Origin of the sequence: Falsarthrobacter nasiphocae, assembly GCF_031456275.1 — a bacterium.
GTDB classification, from domain to species: Bacteria; Actinomycetota; Actinomycetes; order Actinomycetales; family Micrococcaceae; genus Falsarthrobacter; species Falsarthrobacter nasiphocae.
Genome location: NZ_JAVDUI010000001.1, coordinates 1015438 through 1032490, shown reverse-complemented (window position 1 = coordinate 1032490; position 17053 = coordinate 1015438). Strand labels below are relative to the sequence as shown.

The following is a 17053-nucleotide window of genomic DNA, read 5'->3' as shown; positions in this document are numbered from 1 at the left end:
GGATTGAGCCGGTTCCCTGCGGCCCGGCGCCCCCCACAGGTGCCGCGCTTCACCCAAAGATGTCGCGGTTTGACCGGGCTCTAGGCTGCGAGGGCCTTCTCGATGGCCTGGCGCAGGCTCTCGGGCTCGGTCGTCGGGCCGAAGCGCTCGATGACCTGTCCGTCCCGGCCGACGAGGAACTTGGTGAAGTTCCACTTGATGGCGCCGCCCAGGAGTCCGGACTTCTCGCCCTTGAGCCACGCGAACACCGGGTGCGTGTCCTTGCCGTTCACGTCCACCTTGGCGAACATGGGGAAGCTGACGCCGTAGTTGCGCTGGCAGAACTCGCCGACCTCGGCCTCCTCCCCGGGCTCCTGGCTGCCGAACTGGTTGCACGGGAAGCCGAGGATGGTCAGGCCCTGGTCCTCGTAGTCTTCGTGGAGTTTCTGAAGGCCTGCGTACTGGGGTGTCAACCCGCACTTGCTCGCGGTGTTGACCACGAGGCAGACGTTGCCTCGGTAGTCGGCGAGGTCTTTCTCGGCGCCTTCAAGGGTGGTCGCGGTGAAATCGAAGAGGGTTGTCATGCGTCGAGCATAAGCCTCTTACCTGGTAGTAGGGAAGGGTCGACGACGAGGCGGCCGCCGGCCTCTTCCTCCGCGGCCGCGGCCGCCCCCGTGGGCCTCTCAGCCGGCCTCGCTCTGCGCCGTCTCCCACTGTTCGCGCGTCAGCACGGAGACCCAGCCGTCGTTGTTGATGCCGCGCTCGCTGAGGATGGCCGGGGCCTCGATGTGCGGAGGGAAGCCGGCGGCGCGCGCGGCCTTGAGCGAGCCGACGTTGCCGGCCTTCGCCTTCCAGACGGCGCGCTCGATGAGCCCGCGCCGGAACGCCTCTCCGAGGCCGAGCCGGACGGCCCGTCCCATGAGCCCCCGGCCCCGGAATGCGGGGTGGGTCACGAATCCGACCTCGCCCGTGGGCAGGGGCCGGACCCCGCCGAACCGCTCGGCGTCGGCGCGGGCCAGCTCGAGCTCCTCGGCGTTGTCCACGCCGGAGAATCGGAGGTCGAGCGTGCCCGCGTAGGTGCCGTCCGCCTCAAGGGCCCAGGACCACGTGGGGCCGTCGCCTGCGAGCAGCCCCTTGACGTACTCCTCGGCCATGTCTCGCGTGTACTCGCGGGGGATCGTGGTCCAGGCGATGCTGGCGGCGTCGCGGCAGCGCTCGTAGACGGCGTCGACGTCCTCGAGGCGGTGCTTCCGCAGCGTCAGCCCGTCGTCGGTCAGCGTGGGTGGTTGGGAAAAATCAATCAGCTCCATGATGAAACATTAAGGCAGCCCCAAGCATTTTCCAAACTCCTCTGCGGGACTCGTTACCCTGGAAGGTATGACTGAGACCACACCCGCTCCCGCCGTCTTCGAGGACCGCGACGAGTCCATCCGCATCCAGGACGACCTCTACCGCCACGTCAACGGCCGCTGGCTCGACACCCACGAGATCCCGGCCGATCGCGGCGCCGACGGCTCCTTCCGCGCCCTCCGGGACCAGGCGGAGGAGGACGTGCGGCGCATCATCGAGCGGGCTGCCGAGAGCGCGCAGGATGACGACGACGCCTCGCCCGAGGCCGTCAAGGCTCGGCGCATCGGGGCCCTCTACTCCATGTTCATGGACGAGGAGGCCATCGAGGCCCGGGGCGCCTCACCCCTTCAGCCCGTCTTCGCGGAGATCGACTCCGCCGCGAGCATCGACGAGCTCGTCGAGGTCGCGGGCCGCCTGGCCGCCGCCGGCATCGCCACGTTCGCGGCGCCCTTCGTGAGCATCGACCCGAACAGCCCCAAGGACAACCGCCTCTTCGTCGTCCAGCACGGCATCTTCCTCCCGGACGAGGCCTACTACCGCGAGGACGAGTTCACCGAGATCCGCGAGAAGTACGTCCGCCACCTCGAGGAGTTCTTCGGCCTCACGGGCATCGAGGCCTCGCCGGAGGACGTGTTCCAGCTTGAGACGAAGATCGCCGCCGCGCACTGGGACAAGGTGCGCTCGCGGGACGCCGTCGCCCGCAACAATCCCACGACGGACGCGGACTTCAAGGCCCGATGGCCGCGCCTGCACGCGTGGCTCGCCGCGATGGGCAGCCGCGAGGACCAGCGCGAGACCATCCAGGTCTGGCAGCCGGAGGCCCTCGACGGCGTGAGCGAGCTCCTCGAGTCCGAGCCCCTCGAGACGTGGAAGGCGTGGCTCAAAAACTTCGCCGCCCACTTCGCGGCCCCGTACCTGTCCAAGGCGATTGTCCGCAGCAACTGGGACTTCACGTCCAAGACGCTGTCCGGCACCACGGAGCAGCGGGACCGCTGGAAGCGCGGCGTCGGCTTTGTCGAGGGCGTCGTCGGGGAGGACATCGGCGCGCTCTTCGTCGCCGAGCACTTCCCGCCGGCCGCCAAGGAGCAGATGCTCGAGCTCGTCGACTACCTCGTCCGTGCGTACCGGGAGTCCATCGAGGGCCTGGAGTGGATGTCGGACGCCACCCGCGCCAAGGCGCTGACGAAGCTCGACAAGTTCGTCACGAAGATCGGCTTTCCTGAGGAGTGGAAGGACTACTCGGGCATCGAGATCGTGGAGGGTGACCTCGTCCGCACGGCCATGAACGCCAACCTGGACGAGACGCGGCGGGAGCTGCAGAAGATCGACGACGGCGTCACGGGCCGCGAGTGGCTCATGACGCCCCAGACCGTCAACGCCTACTACATGCCGCCGGCCAACGAGATCGTCTTCCCCGCGGCCATCCTGCGCCCGCCGTTCTTCGACCCGGAGGCGGACGCGGCGGTGAACTTCGCGGGCATCGGCGCGGTGATCGGACACGAGATCGGCCACGGCTTCGACGACCAGGGCTCGCGCTACGACGGCGACGGCCGCCTCGAGAACTGGTGGACGGAGGAGGACGAGGCCGCGTTCCGGGAGCGCACGCGCGCGCTCGTCTCGCAGTATGACGGTCTCCGCCCCGCGGATGCGCCTGAGGCCAAGGTCAACGGCGAGCTGACCCTCGGCGAGAACATCGGCGACCTCGGCGGCCTGGGGATCGGCCTCAAGGCGTACGCCCTCTACCTCCAGAACCGGGGCCTGACGCTGGAGACGGCGCCGGACGTGGACGGCATGCCTGCTCTGCAGCGGTTCTTCTACTCGTGGGCCACGATCTGGAAGACGAAGGCCCGCAAGGAGTTCCTCGAGCTCCAGGTCTCGAGCGACCCGCACTCGCCCGCGGAGTTCCGCGCCAACGAGCCGGCGAAGAACCTGGACGCGTTCCACGAGGCGTTCGGTACGAAGCCGGGAGACGGCATGTACCTCGCCCCGGAGGCGCGGGTTTCTATCTGGTAGACGGGGCCGCCCGGCGCTTCAGGCGCCGGGCGTCTCCTCGGCCGGGGGCTCTGGCCGACGACGAGCCTTCGGCCGCGGGATCCCGCTGCGAATCCCCACGCCGCTGCGCGCGGCCGCCGCGGCGCTTCGGCGCCGTGAAGGGCGGCAGGGGGCGGTCTCCACGCCGGTGGCCCGGCAGAACTCGGCCACCTCTCGGATCACGGGCAGAGGCCCGCGGGTTCCGCCGTCGTGATGAAGGCCCAAGAGCACGCGGACTGTTGCGTTGGTGGCCTCCGCGATCTCTTCGGAGGCGCGCCGGAAGAAGCGCGGGGAGCGCGCGCCGACGAGGAGAAGGGTCGGCACGCTGAGGCCGTACTGGTCCGCGGGGCGGTCGCTCTGCCGGAGCTGCTCGAGCTCTCGGAGGGTGGGCGCGGCGAGGTACTCGAGCTGTGCGCCCGCCGAGGTCCGGGCCGCTGTCTGGATCATGCGGGCCAGGACGGGGAGGGGCAGGCGCGGAAGGAAGGGCACCGTGCCGAGATTCTTGCCCGCGATGGCCGTGGCGAGGGCGAGTCTTCCGTAGGAGAGCGCCGCGTTGGCCTCGGGGAGGTATCCCGTGGGGAAGCTGCCGCCGACGTTGGCGGCGGCGTCGTAGGTGATGACCCCGTCCAGGAGGTCAGGCCCCATGGCGCGGGCTGCGTGGAGGGCCACGGCCCCGCCGAAGCTGTGTCCCAGGAGAATGCGGGAGCCGGTGGCACGGACCACGGCCTCAGCGTCCTCGATCTCCGTGCGCAGAGAGTAGTTCTCCGGCTGAGCGGAGGATGAGCCTCGGCCGCGCCGGTGATAGAAGTGCACCGGCATTCCGGTGAATGCGTGAAGGCGGTGAATGAGGCCCAGGTACTGGTGGATGGTCACCATGGCGCCGTGGACCACGACAATTCCAGGGCCCTCGCCCATTGAGAAGAGCTCAAGCCTTGCGTTGCCCGGGAGGGCGAGAACTCTCTGAGAAAGCTGGTGCTTCACGGTGGGCTCACCTCCAAGAGACGGTTGGGCAAAAACCTGGCCGGCGCATCAAGGGAGCCGACCCCCCGCATGGTGCGGGCGAGGGGCGTTGGGCCCCGGCATCAGACACAGGCAATCTTCCTCCGGTTACCTCAATGCCCCCTGAGAGAAGGGACATGGGCGGTAGAATCAGGGATTGTGACTTCTTCTGATTCCGCATCCAGCCAGACGCCCCCGACCTCCGCGGAGGTCTCCGAGCAGATGCTTGTTCGCCAGGCCAAGCGCCAGCAGCTTGTTGACGCGGGCCAGGAGCCCTACCCGGTGTCCCTGCCCCTGACGCACACGATCGAGCAGGCGCGTGAGGAATTCGGGCATCTCGAGGCCGGAGAGGAATCGGGAAAGCGGGTGGCGCTGGCCGGCCGCGTCGTGTTCGTCCGCAATACGGGCAAGCTGTGTTTCGCGACTCTCCAGCAGGGAAACGGCACGCGGATCCAGGCCATGGTGTCCCTCGCCGAGGTGGGGGAGGAGTCCCTCGCGGCGTGGAAGCAGACGGTGGACCTCGGTGACCACGTGTTCGTTTCCGGGCAGGCCATCTCATCCCGCCGGGGGGAGCTCTCCGTCATGGTGGACGAGTGGCGGATGGCGTCCAAGGCCCTGCGCCCCATGCCGATGATCCACGCGGAGCTCAACGAGGAGACGCGGGTGCGCCAGCGCTACGCGGACCTCATGGTCCGTGACGCGGCCCGGGACATGGTCCGCCAGCGCTCGCTCATCACCCGGTCCGTCCGTGAGACTCTTCACGGGCACGGGTACATCGAGGTGGAGACGCCCATCCTTCAGCTCGTCCACGGCGGCGCCCAGGCGCGCCCCTTCCAGACGCACCTCAACGCGTTCGACCAGCCGATGACTCTGCGCATCGCCACGGAGCTGTACCTGAAGCGCGCCGTCGTCGGCGGCATCGAGCGCGTCTTCGAGATCGGCCGCGTCTTCCGCAACGAGGGGGTCGATTCCACGCACAGCCCCGAATTCACGACTCTCGAGTGCTACGAGGCCTGGGCGGACCAATTCGTCATGGCCGAGCGCATGAAGGAGATCGTCCTCAACGCCGCAGACGCCATTGGCGCCCCGCATCAGATCGAGACGGCCGCGGGCGTGATTGACCTCGACGCCGAATGGCGCTGGGTCTCCGTTTACCCGGGTCTGTCGGAGGCCGTGGGCCGCGAGATCACCCCTGACACGGACCTGTCAGTTCTCCGCGAGATCGCGGATGAGCGCGGCGTTTCTCTCGATCCGGCGTGGAATGCTGAAAAGGCCGTCGTCGAACTCTTTGGCGAGATTGTGGAGCCCACGCTCATCAACCCGACGTTCGTGTGCGACTACCCGCCGTCCGCTCAGCCGCTGGCCCGACCGCACCGGGACAACCCGCGCCTCATCGAGGCGTGGGACCTCATCATCGGCGGCATGGAGCGCGGCACGGCGTTCAGCGAGCTGGTGGACCCGGTCCTGCAGCGCGAGCGCCTCACCGAGCAGTCGCGCATGGCTGCCGGGGGCGACGACGAGGCGATGCAGCTCGACGAGGACTTCCTTCGCGCCCTGGAGTACGGCGCTCCGCCGATGGGCGGGCTGGGGCTCGGCGTTGACCGCCTCGTCATGCTGTTCACGGACGCGGGCATCCGCGAGACCATCCTGTTCCCTCTCCTCAAGCCCGAGGCCTAGACATGGACGCCATCGGCCCCTACGTTGACGTCCTGTTGCCGTCCATTGGCATTTTCTTCATCTTCTGGTTCGTGTATCGCGCTGTCTTGAAGGCAGATCGCGGGGAGCGGGAGGCGTACCGGGAGGCGCGTGAAGAGTACCTCGCAGCTCACCCTGAGGTGCATTCGGCAACAAAGATGGGTGACGCTGATGGAGGCCCGGATAAAGAAGGGCGCGCACCATCCGTTCCTGAGTGAGTGCAGGGAATCGCCGTAACATTCGGGTTGGTTGGTGGCGTTTTAGTGCGCTTTGCATGTAGGGTGTTATGTGCAAGACAAACGCCCTGCCAATCACCGGCGGGCGGAACGCGTGACCAATACATAAGGAGGTAGCCTTATGGCACAGAAGGTTCAGATTATCCTCGAAGACGATCTCTCCGGGGGAGCCGCCGAGGAGACCGTTCGATTCGCCCTTGACGGCGTCGAGTACCAGATTGACCTCAACACCGAGAACGCGGAGAAGCTCCGCGAGGCCCTCAAGCCCTTTATCTCGGTGGCCATGAAGACCAACACCCGCGGGCGCCGCTCGCCGGGCCGCTCGGGTGCCGCTGCGTCCCGTTCGGGGCACACCGCCAAGGTGCGCGCCTGGGCCAAGGAGCAGGGGTTCAACGTCTCGGACCGCGGACGCATCCACCAGGAGATTTTCGACAAGTACGCCGCCGCCCACAACAGCTGAGCGGGCGTACAGGACGCAGTGCGGGGCTGAGGCCCCGCCCGCCGTCGCCAGGCCGGCACCATCCGCAGCACCTAAGCGGACGGTGTCGGCCTTTCTCGTCGCCTCCCGGCCACCCGAGTGATTCCACCGCTTGCGAACAACCCGCAAGAGCGCGGGGCCGGTTGCGTAGAGTCAAAGCCAACGTCAGAGCAAGGAGTGTGCCGCGTGTTTGAACGCTTTACGGACAGAGCCCGCCGGGTTGTCGTGCTGGCCCAGGAAGAGGCCCGCACCCTCAACCACAACTGCATCGGAACCGAGCACATCCTGCTCGGCCTGATCCAGGAGGGGGACAGCATTGCGGCCAAGGCCCTGGCCTCGCTGGACATCACCCTCGAGGCCGTGCGGGAGCAGGTCCAGGACATGATCGGCCCCAGCCAGCAGGGCGCGGGCGGCCACATCCCCTTCACCCCGCGTGCCAAGAAGGTCCTGGAGCTCTCGCTCCGCGAGGCCCTCCAGCTCAGCCACAACTACATCGGCACCGAGCACATCCTCCTCGGCCTCCTGCGTGAGGGCGAGGGCGTGGCCGCGCAGGTCATCGTCAAGCTCGGCCACGAGCTCGGGCAGGTCCGCCAGACCGTCGTCCAGATGATCCAGGGCTACCCGGGCGGCAAGGAGACCGCGGGCGTCGGTGCAGGCGCAGGCGGCGGCCGCGCAGAGGGCCAGCCCGCAGGCTCCACGGTGCTGGACAAGTTCGGCCGCAATCTCACCCAGGCGGCGCGGGACCACAAGCTGGACCCCGTCGTCGGCCGCGAGCACGAGATGGAGCGCGTCATGCAGGTCCTCTCGCGCCGCACCAAGAACAACCCCGTCCTCATTGGCGAGCCGGGCGTCGGAAAGACGGCCGTTGTCGAGGGCCTCGCCCAGGCGATCGTCCGCAACGACGTCCCCGAGACGCTCAAGGACAAGCACCTCTACACGCTTGACCTGGGCTCCCTCGTGGCCGGCTCGCGGTACCGCGGTGACTTCGAGGAGCGCCTCAAGGGCGTCCTCAAGGAGATCCGCACGCGCGGTGACATCATCCTCTTCATCGACGAGATCCACACCCTCGTCGGTGCCGGCGCGGCGGAGGGCGCCATCGACGCCGCCAGCATCCTCAAGCCGATGCTGGCCCGCGGCGAGCTCCAGACCATCGGAGCCACCACGCTGGACGAGTACCGCAAGCACATCGAGAAGGACCCGGCGCTTGAGCGCCGCTTCCAGCCGATCCAGGTCGCGGAGCCGAGCGTCGAGCTCACGTTCCAGATCCTCCAGGGCGTGCGTGACCAGTACGAGGCGCACCACAAGGTGACCATCACGGACGAGGCCCTCGAGGCCGCGGCCTCCCTCGCCCACCGGTACATCTCGGACCGGTTCCTCCCGGACAAGGCCATCGACTTGATCGACGAGGCCGGCGCCCGCCTGCGCATCCAGCGCATGACGCCGCCCGCCGAGCTCAAGGAGATGGACAAGGAGATTGAGGCCGTCCGCAAGAAGAAGGAAGCGGCCATCGACGAGCAGGACTTCGAGGGCGCGGCCAGCCTGCGTGACGAGGAGTCCAAGCTCACGAAGGCGCGCGCCGAGCGCGAGGAGGAGTGGAAGAACGGCGGCTCGGACCAGTCCGCGCTCGTCGACGCCGACCTCATCGCCGAGGTCCTCTCCAAGTCCACCGGCATCCCCGTGGTCAAGCTGTCCGAGGAGGAGTCCTCGCGTCTGCTCGGCATGGAGGACGAGCTGCACAAGCGCGTCATCGGCCAGGACGAGGCCATCAAGTCGATCGCCCGCGCCATCCGGCGCACGCGTGCCGGCCTCAAGGACCCCAACCGCCCCGGCGGCTCGTTCATCTTCGCGGGCCCCACGGGCGTCGGCAAGACCGAGCTCGCCAAGGCCCTCGCGGAGTTCCTCTTCGGGGACCAGGACGCGCTCATCACGCTTGACATGTCTGAGTACGCGGAGAAGCACACCGTCTCCAAGCTCTTCGGTGCCCCTCCCGGATACGTGGGCTACGAGGAGGGCGGCCAGCTGACCGAGAAGGTCCGTCGTCGCCCGTTCTCCGTGGTCCTCTTCGACGAGGTTGAGAAGGGACACCAGGACCTCTTCAACTCCCTCCTCCAGATCCTGGAGGACGGCCGCCTGACGGACTCGCAGGGCCGCGTGGTGGACTTCAAGAACACGGTGATCATCATGACCACCAACCTTGGAACGCGGGATGCCTCGCGTCCGGTCCAGACGGGCTTCCAGTCCTCGACGGACTCGACGACCAACTACGAGCGCATGAAGGCCCGCGTCAACGAGGAGCTCAAGCAGCACTTCCGGCCGGAGTTCCTCAACCGCGTGGACGACGTCGTCGTCTTCCCGCAGCTGACGGAGGAGGAGATCGTCCAGATCGTCGACCTCTTCATCCGCCGCCTGGCCCGCCGCCTCGCGGAGAAGGACATGACCATCTCGGTGACGAACGCCGCGAAGATCCGCCTCGCGAACCTCGGCTACGACCCGGCCATGGGTGCCCGGCCCCTCCGCCGCACCATCCAGACCAAGATCGAGGACCAGCTCTCCGAGAAGATCCTCTTCGGAGAGATCCTCGAGGGTCACCACATCTCCGTGGACGTCAAGGGAGAGGGCGACGACGCCGAGTTCACGTTCAGCTCCGAGCCCCGGACTGCGGAGAACGACGCCGAGTCGGTTGAGGCGCCGGAGGTCGTGGAGCCGATCGACGAGTTCGAGAAGGACACCACGCGGGTGCCGCGGTCCTCGGGCTCGTCCGCATTCCAGGCGCCGGGCGGGCTGTCCGCGCGGGCCGTGGAGAACGAGCGCGGCCCGGGCACGCTGTAGCGGTTCTGGCGCAGCGCTGCGCGGCCGGTAGCGCTCCGGTCTGCTGGGCGTCGTCGGCGCAGCGCTGAGCAAGGCGGGGTCCCCTGTGATGGGGGCCCCGCTTTTGCGTGTCCTCCCGTCCCTACTTGGCCCCCGTCGCGGGGCGGGTTTCGCACGCCTGGCGCGGGATTCTCGCTTCAAAGTCGCCGCCCAACGGGGTGGTGAGGAGGTGGGCGAGGGGGCAGGGGGTGTTGTTGTTGACAGGTTGCAAAGACGAATGATATAAGTTCTTCATCACGAACCTCTCGTGCACGTTCGAGAGGGTGTTGGTGCGAGGGTCGGGTGGCGCAGCTCGGTCGTAGGAGGGGGCTTTGATGACCTTCATGGGCCGCGGAGGCCGGAGGGGTGGCCCGGTGGCATGTGCCCTGGCCGTATTGATGCTGACTGGATGCTCACAGCCGGTGCCAGTGGAGACGAGTCAGGTGAGCAGGGATGCCGTTGTGGATCTCATGAACAGAGACCCCGAAGTGGGGGCGGCTATCAATGTTCTGACGAGCGAATGCGCCCTCAAGTATGGGTGGACTCATGGGGTTCACCTTCAGCATGGCGGCGGCCCCTCGTCAGTGACGGGCGTCCCCGACGTCTGGCGAAGCTCCAAAGAGGCTGAGAGGTGGGGCTACTCCAGTGCTGCGGATGACGATACACCGCGGCCTCAGATGAGTGAATCCCAGGAGAAATCCATTATGGGGTTCTCGTCGAGCGGGCCATCTCAGGATGATGAGCCGAAGACGAAGGTTGCGCTCCCTGGCGGGGCGGTCGTCTCGACGGCGAGTACGGGGTGTCATGCCGAAGCGCAGAAGAAAGTGTATGGCTCCCTGGAGGATGCCCTTCGCCTGACGAACTTCATAAACGAAGTTCTGCCATCCGGACAGAAGGACCTCAGCAAGTATGAAAAGGTGCTGAGAAAGGCGGCGCCAGAATATCAAAAGTGCATGTCCGAGGCAGGCTTCGACATCAAGTTCGGCCAGGCGAGGGATTGGGCCGAGAAGAACGTATCCCCGAAGCGGAAGCCTGGGGAGCGTCCCGCCGGACGTGAGCTGGAGCTGGCGCGTGCTGACGGTGGCTGCCAAGAGAAAGTTGGGCTGGCTCAGAAGCTCGATGAAGCCTACTTCGAGGTGGCCGGGGCGTGGGTTCGGGACAACGAAAAGCGCATCCTGGGCCTGAGGGAGAAGAAGCAAGCGGCGCTTGAGCGGGCCCGGACTGTCTTGGGGTCGCGGTGACGCGCGGCTCGGGTGATTTTCGCGCAGGCCATCACCTCTGCCGGAGGGGTCATCCCGGATGTGGTCCATTCGGATTCAGGCTCGGCCGTGCGCTCAAATTTGTTGACTGAGTTCCTCGCGGTCCTGGGAGTGCGGAAGAGTTTCACTCGTCCGCGAGTCAGCAATGACAACACCTTCAAGGAGTTCGAGTCCGCACGATGAAGTGCCGTCCCGGCGCTCCCGCGGTCTTCCATGGCCTTGCGGATGCCCGGGAGTTCGTGGCTGGGCACGTGAGTTGGTAAGACCGGGAGCATTGCCACCGCGGGGCAGCGCTGAGCAGGCGGGGTCCTCTGTGAAGGGGCCCCGCTTTTGCGTGCCCTCCCGTCCCCCGTTGAGGGGCGGGTTTCGCGCGCTTGGGGCGTGATTCTCGCTTCAAAGTCGTCGCGCAACGGGGTGGGGAGGAGGTGGGCGAGGGGGATGCGGGGCGTTGGTGTTGACTGGTTGCAAGAACGAATGATATAAGTTCTTCATCACGAACCTCTCGTACCTCGTCGAGAGGGGGCATGAGTCCGAGGTTGGGACATGTCGCTCGGCCTCAGGAAGGAGGCAATCGTGGCCTTCATCAACAAGGGAGTCAAGGCAGCATGTGCAGCCATGCTGGCGACCGGCCTGGCCGTTGGGGCATCCACTCCTGCATCGGCCGACTACTTCGAGGCCTTCGATCACGTGAACTACCGGGAGCTGCTGGTTCATGTCGAGGGAAATCCCACCGTGATGTGGGTTCCGCAGAACCGGACCTCCTCGATCAAGAACCAGCGTGATAATACGATCTACGGTCGGAACAACGTCATGTGGGGCGTCTCGACGATTGAGATGACTGCAAATCGCTACGCAGATTACGCGAATCTGTGGGAAGCGAGCGACAAGATCGACTACTTCACCACGTGGTGGGGCTAAGTCACATGAGAAAGAAAGCGCAGGCCGTGGTGGCCATTCTCGCAGTGACAATGTCCGCAACGGCCTGCGCGGCCTTCAAGCAGCCCCTTGATGAGCCGCTTCGTTCGCAGACACGGACCCTCCTGTTGCCTCCGCCGGAGCTCAGTGCGGCACTCGAGAAGTCCCTCAACGAGTGCGCCCGGAAGGAGGGGTGGAGCAAGAAGATTCCCTTTAGCGGTCCCGTGCTCGGTTCCATTGCTGGGTTCAGCGGCATCCTTCCCGAGGAGAAACTCGCCGTCAGGATTGGATACCCGAGCACCGTACGCGAGGAATCAAGCTCGACCGAGGGCATGACGGCTGAACAAAGACGGAGGGTCATTGGCCCCGATGATCCCGCGAAGAAAGTATCCGTGAGGCTGGAAAGATTGGAGGTGAGTGTCGATAGCGAAGGCTGTGTGGCCGAGGCACGCAAGGCCGTGTACGGAGACCTCGTAACCTCCATGCGTATCGAGAACTTCTTTAACGAGGCTCCCCGCACCGCGACAGACGCAATGAAGAGGGCGGAGAAGTCCTTGAAGTCGGCCGCCTACGGGTACGAGAAGTGCATGAAGGCAGCGGGCTACCCGGTCAAGCTCGGCGAGGCGCCCAAGCTTGCCGCTGAGAAATGGGGCCAGTACCGGGCTGATGGCGCGCCCGTCCACGAGGAAGAGAAGGCCATGATCCGTCAGGACGTCGCCTGCCAGAAGGCCGAGAACATCCGCGAGGACGTGGACAACGCCGTTCTCGACGGCCTGGGCTCGTGGGCCCGGGGCAACGAGGAGAAGATCGTCGAGCTGAGCACTCTCACGCAGGAGTCTCTTGAGCGCGCCCGGAAGATTCTGAGCGAGTAAGCCGGGCCTCCCAAGGAATGTGAGCCTCCCCGGCGAGAACAAGGAGAGAACGAGACGCCCACATGAGCACCTCCCGCACACGTACCGCCACGGTGACGCTCCTGCGGATCGTGACCGTCCTGGCCGCGCTGGCCGCCGGGATCGGGCTTGTCCTCATCGGAGTCGGTGCCGTCACGGCAGATCAGTCGGGGCAGCGCCGTGAAGACGCGGCCCCCCGTGCCATCGTGGACACGGTTCAGCGCGCCCAGGTGGTCGAGTCCGTTGCCGCGGACGCCAAGACTATCGACACAGGCGCAGAGCCCGTCCCGTCGCCCGTCGAGGGAAACGCCGTGTTCACCGCAACCGGCGCGGCGGCCGGAAGCGAGGCCAGCCTGGGCGCCGTGGTGGCCGAGGTCAACGGCAGGCCCGTCGTCGTCCTCACAGGGGAGGCGCCCCTGTACCGGACGCTCAAGCAGGGGGACCGGGGGCAGGACGTCGCGCGCGTTCAGGACTCGCTTGCGCTGCTGGGGCGCGCCTGGGGCGTGGAGAGGGGCGTCTTCGGCCCGGAGACGGCCCGCTCCCTCGGGCGCCTGTGGCGGGACATCGGGTACCTTCCCGTCCGCGCGGACGGGTCCGTTATTCCGGCCGCAGAAGGCGACGATGACGCAGCCCTCGTGCGGGGCGAGGCCTTCATGGCGGCCTCGCTGCCCATGCGCGTCCTCACCCAGTGCGGCGTGACTCGGCAGGCCGTCCAGGGCGCGCTGTGCACGGTGGCATCCGGTGGGAGGGAGCTCGTCGTGAACGTGCAGGCCTCGGAGGCGGCGCGGGTCAAGGGGACGGAGAAGGTTGTCATCACGAGCGGGTCCAAGCGCTGGGAGGGGCGTCTCAATGGGCGTGCCGGGACTGTCCCTGACGCCCCGGGCGGCGGTGCGCCGTCCCAGAGCGGCCCGGCATCGCAGAACGGCACCGGGCCTCAGGCCGGCCCGCAGTCCCGGGGCGGTGGGCCAGGGGGGAGCGGCGGAAGCGGGCAGCCCAGCACCCCGCCGGAGAGTGGCCAGCAGAACGGCGGGGGCGCGTTGCCGCAGGCGCCGTCGTCGGCCGGATCCAGCGGACCCGCAGGCCCCGCGACGTTCCGCGTGACCCTCAAGGGGACGGACGCGCCGCCGCCCGCGGGCGGGACGCTCACGGCCACAATCACCATTGCGGAGTCCCCGGCCGACTCGCTCGTCGTGCCGTCCACGGCCGTCCGCCGCGAGGGCGAGCGAGCGTGGGTGAGGACCGAAGCCGGCCAGGACGAGGAGGTCCGCGTCGGGCTGTGCACCGCAGGCCGATGCGCCGTCGAGCCGCGCCGCACGGGAGGCCTGAAGGCGGGGACCCGGATCGTCGTGGGCGAGACACTCCCGCCGGCCACCGAGCCGAAGAGCGAACGGTGACCTCCGAGATCACCCTGCGCGGCGTGTGGAAGCGGTACCCGCCCAGCACCGTGGCGCTCCGAGACGCGGACGTCGACGTGAACGCGGGGGAGGCCCTCGCCATCGTGGGGCCCAGCGGATCGGGGAAGTCCACGCTGCTCGCCATGCTGGGCCTGCTCGAGGCGCCGGATGAGGGGCAGCGCACCATCGCCGGGGTGGACACCGCGGGCGCGTCCGAGCGGGAGCTCACCCGGCTGAGGCGCGAGCACCTCGCGTTCGTCTTCCAGGCGTTTCACCTCGTGGACCACCTCTCCGCGCGGGAGAACGTCGAGCACGCCCTCGCCATCCGCGGGGTGCCGTCTCGGCTGCGGCGGGCGCGGGCCGAGCAAGCCCTGGACTCTGTGGGCCTCTCACACCGCCTGGACGCCCGGCCGCCCACCCTCTCTGGGGGCGAGCGGCAGCGAGTGGCCATCGCGCGGGCCCTCGCCGCGCAGCCGCGAGTCCTCCTCTGCGACGAGCCCACGGGCAACCTCGACACCGCCACGGCCTCCGCCGTGCTGGAGCTGCTGCTCGCGCAGGCGGGCTCGGGCCTGGCCGTCGTCATTGTGACCCACGACCCGGGGCTTGCGGCCAAGTGCAGCCGAGCCCTTCGGGTTGTGGACGGGCAGGTGGGCCATGCTTCGTGAGGCGTGGATCAACGTGTGGCGCCGGCCCGGACGGACCGTGTTCAGCGTGCTGACGGTGCTCATCGGCACCGCCACGCTCGTGACCATGCTCGCCGTGACGCGCGGGTCCGCCCACCGCTCCGCCGAGCACCTCGCCGGGCTGAGCAGCGGCTCCCTCATCGTCAGCGTCCCGGGGCACCTGGGCGGCTGGGAGGAGGACGAGTCCCGCGCCGTTGGGCGGCTGCGGCAGTTGCCCGGGCTCCGCGCGGCCGGCACCTACATGCCGATGTTCGAGGGGCAGCGCCGCGACGTCAGCACCCAGACCAGTCAGGGGCAGACCGGCCACATTGTCACGAGCGCCGAGGGCGTTCAGGCGCGCGGCGGGCGTCTCGTGGCCGGCGGGTGGCCCTCAACCGCGTCACTTCGGGCCGACGGCCGCCAGGTCCTCGTGGGGGCGGGTGCGGCGCGCACGCTCGGCGTGTGGCCGGAGCCGGGGCGGAACCGCCTGCTTGCCGAGGGGCGCTGGGTCACCGTCACGGGGGTTGTTGAGGGGCGCGGGGAGGCCGCCCTCCTCGGCGGCTCCGTCCTCTGGCCCGTGGGCAGTGAGATCATGGCGGACGTCACCACGGACCGCCCCCTCCTCATCGCTGCCGACGACGACGGGCCCGCCGATCACGACCTCGCCGTCTCCGCGTGGCCGTACGAGCCGGAGGCCGCCCGCGTGACCCGGCCCGTCTCGGCGTCGTCGCTCAAGGCGAAGCTGCTCGGGGAGAGCCGCGACATGGTCCTCATCACCGTGCTGGTTCTCTGCGTCTCGAGCGCGGTGAGCGTGTACTCCACCATGCAGTCAGCGGTGTGGGAGAGGCGGCGGCTCATTGGCCTGGACCGGGCCTTGGGGGCCTCGAGGTGGCGCGTGGGCCGGCTGTTCCTGGCCGAGTCCGCCATCACGGGCGGGCTCGGGACGGTCCTCGGGCTCGGGGTGGGGCTGCTTGCGGGGGAACTCGTGGCGCTGGTGCAGGGGTGGCCGCACTTGCAGCCCTGGTGGATCGCGCTGCTGCCGCTGGCAGGGGCGGGCCTGGGGGCGGTGTCCGGGATGCTGCCGGCGGTGGCCTCGACGCGGGTGGACCCCGCCCGCCTCCTCCGGGAGTAGCGACCCTCCACGGGTACCTCGGTGGCCATGGAATAGAACAGCCTCGCGGTCAGTTGAGTGGCGACATGAAGGCATTTGGATTCCTCAGTTTTGGCCACTACGGAACGGGCTCGGGTCCTGGCGATCCCGATGCCAAGCAAGCGTTGCTGGATGCAGTTGAGATTGCAGAGGGCGCCGACGAGATGGGCGTCAACGGCGCCTATTTCCGCGTCCATCACTTCGCCCGCCAGGCGGCGGCCCCCGTGCCGCTGTTGAGCACGATTGCTGCCCGCACGAAGAACATCGAGGTCGGCACCGGCGTCATCGACCTCCGTTACGAGAACCCCCTCTATCTGGCCGAGGAGCTGGCTGCGCTGGACCTCTTGAGCGACCAGCGTCTGGCGATTGGAGTGAGCCGTGGCTCACCCGAGCCGGCCCTGCGCGGCTGGGAAGCGTTTGGCTACACGGGATCCACCGATCCTCGCGGTGCCGACATCGCCCGCCCGAAGTTCGAGCAGCTCATGCGGGCTGTGCGCGGAGAGAGGATCGCCGATGCGGACCCGCAGCAGTACGGCCAAGGGGTGCGCCTGCGCTTGGAGCCGCATTCACCGGGGCTCGACGAGCGCATCTGGTGGGGTGCTGCCTCGAGGGAGAGTGCAGAATGGGCTGCCCGCGAAGGCGTGAATCTCATGAGCTCCACCTTGCTCACCGAGGCCACGGGCGCGGCGTTTGCGGACCTCCAGGCGGAGCAGCTCGAGCGCTACCGCCAGGCGTGGAAGGAAGCAGGCCACACGCGTACGCCGCGAACGAGCGTCAGCCGCAGCATCTTCCCCATCGTGTCCCAGGAAGACCAGCTGATGTACGGGCAGCTGCGGCGAGACACCCGCGATCAGGTGGGCGTCATCGACGGGTTCAAGAGCACGTTCGGCAAGACGTATGTCGGCGAGCCGGACGAGCTCATTGAGCAGCTCAAGGGCGACGTGGCCGTCATGTCGGCGGATACCCTCATGCTGACCATCCCCGCTCAGATGGGCCCCGAGCTGAACCTCAACCTGCTCGGCAACTTCGCCGAGCACGTTGCCCCGGCGCTCGGCTGGGAGCCGAACACCGAGGGTCCCGTGACGGGCTACCCGATCAGCTGACAGCGGCGCCAGGCACGGGGCCTGTCCTGCCCGCGGCCTCACCCTCCCCGCAGGGGCGTCGTCGT

15 protein-coding genes are annotated in these 17053 nt (G+C 68.0%); 12 read left to right on the top strand and 3 right to left on the bottom strand.

All coding sequences use genetic code 11. From position 1 onward, the window contains the following. Positions 1-80 precede the first annotated feature (80 nt). Both J2S35_RS04670 and J2S35_RS04665 read right to left on the bottom strand, forming a co-directional pair. Complete coding sequence (locus tag J2S35_RS04670; protein ID WP_309850351.1) at positions 81-563, bottom strand: glutathione peroxidase; 483 nt, start codon at positions 561-563, stop codon at positions 81-83. Between the two features lie 99 nt (positions 564-662). After that, positions 663-1289 carry a GNAT family N-acetyltransferase gene (locus tag J2S35_RS04665; protein ID WP_309850348.1) on the bottom strand — a complete coding sequence of 209 codons (627 nt, stop codon included), beginning with the start codon at positions 1287-1289 and terminating at the stop codon, positions 663-665. A gap of 67 nt (positions 1290-1356) precedes the next feature. Between J2S35_RS04665 and J2S35_RS04660 the strand changes: the two genes are divergently transcribed. Next, positions 1357-3342 (top strand): M13 family metallopeptidase, encoded by a 1986-nt coding sequence (locus J2S35_RS04660; RefSeq protein ID WP_309850345.1) that lies wholly within the window; start codon positions 1357-1359, stop codon positions 3340-3342. A gap of 18 nt (positions 3343-3360) precedes the next feature. Here the strand turns inward: J2S35_RS04660 and J2S35_RS04655 are convergent, their stop codons facing one another. After that, entirely contained in the window at positions 3361-4341 is a 981-nt protein-coding gene (locus J2S35_RS04655) for an alpha/beta fold hydrolase (RefSeq protein ID WP_309850344.1), read from the bottom strand. A 177-nt stretch (positions 4342-4518) separates the two neighbouring features. Here J2S35_RS04655 and lysS point away from each other — a divergent pair, with 177 nt between their 5' ends. The 11 genes from lysS (at position 4519) to J2S35_RS04600 (ending at position 16988) form a co-directional block, all read left to right on the top strand. After that, positions 4519-6036 carry a lysine--tRNA ligase gene (lysS, locus tag J2S35_RS04650; protein WP_309850342.1) on the top strand — a complete coding sequence of 506 codons (1518 nt, stop codon included), beginning with the start codon at positions 4519-4521 and terminating at the stop codon, positions 6034-6036. 2 nt (positions 6037-6038) lie between these two features. Beyond that, positions 6039-6272 carry a hypothetical protein gene (locus J2S35_RS04645; RefSeq protein ID WP_309850341.1) on the top strand — a complete coding sequence of 78 codons (234 nt, stop codon included), beginning with the start codon at positions 6039-6041 and terminating at the stop codon, positions 6270-6272. 139 nt (positions 6273-6411) lie between these two features. Next, positions 6412-6750 (top strand): histone-like nucleoid-structuring protein Lsr2, encoded by a 339-nt coding sequence (locus J2S35_RS04640; protein WP_309850338.1) that lies wholly within the window; start codon positions 6412-6414, stop codon positions 6748-6750. A gap of 204 nt (positions 6751-6954) precedes the next feature. Beyond that, on the top strand, positions 6955-9597 hold the full coding sequence (locus tag J2S35_RS04635; RefSeq protein WP_309850336.1) for an ATP-dependent Clp protease ATP-binding subunit: 2643 nt from the start codon (positions 6955-6957) through the stop codon (positions 9595-9597). Between the two features lie 479 nt (positions 9598-10076). After that, positions 10077-10856, top strand: coding sequence for a hypothetical protein (locus J2S35_RS04630; protein WP_309850333.1), 780 nt, complete (start codon positions 10077-10079; stop codon positions 10854-10856). A 591-nt stretch (positions 10857-11447) separates the two neighbouring features. Next, positions 11448-11792, top strand: a complete 345-nt coding sequence (locus J2S35_RS04625) for a hypothetical protein (RefSeq protein ID WP_309850331.1) — start codon at positions 11448-11450, stop codon at positions 11790-11792. Positions 11793-11818: 26 nt separating this feature from the next. Continuing rightward, positions 11819-12661, top strand: coding sequence for a hypothetical protein (locus J2S35_RS04620; protein ID WP_309850328.1), 843 nt, complete (start codon positions 11819-11821; stop codon positions 12659-12661). 62 nt (positions 12662-12723) lie between these two features. After that, on the top strand, positions 12724-14073 hold the full coding sequence (locus tag J2S35_RS04615) for a hypothetical protein (protein ID WP_309850325.1): 1350 nt from the start codon (positions 12724-12726) through the stop codon (positions 14071-14073). After that, a complete protein-coding gene (locus J2S35_RS04610) occupies positions 14070-14738 on the top strand; it encodes an ABC transporter ATP-binding protein (RefSeq protein ID WP_309850322.1) in 669 nt (222 codons plus the stop codon). The genes J2S35_RS04615 and J2S35_RS04610 overlap by 4 nt, the downstream gene beginning before the upstream one ends. Beyond that, positions 14728-15867 (top strand): ABC transporter permease, encoded by a 1140-nt coding sequence (locus J2S35_RS04605; RefSeq protein WP_309850321.1) that lies wholly within the window; start codon positions 14728-14730, stop codon positions 15865-15867. The genes J2S35_RS04610 and J2S35_RS04605 overlap by 11 nt, the downstream gene beginning before the upstream one ends. A gap of 65 nt (positions 15868-15932) precedes the next feature. After that, positions 15933-16988: an LLM class flavin-dependent oxidoreductase gene (locus J2S35_RS04600; protein WP_309850318.1), complete on the top strand. Its 1056-nt coding sequence runs from the start codon at positions 15933-15935 to the stop codon at positions 16986-16988. The last annotated feature ends 65 nt before the right edge of the window (positions 16989-17053 follow it).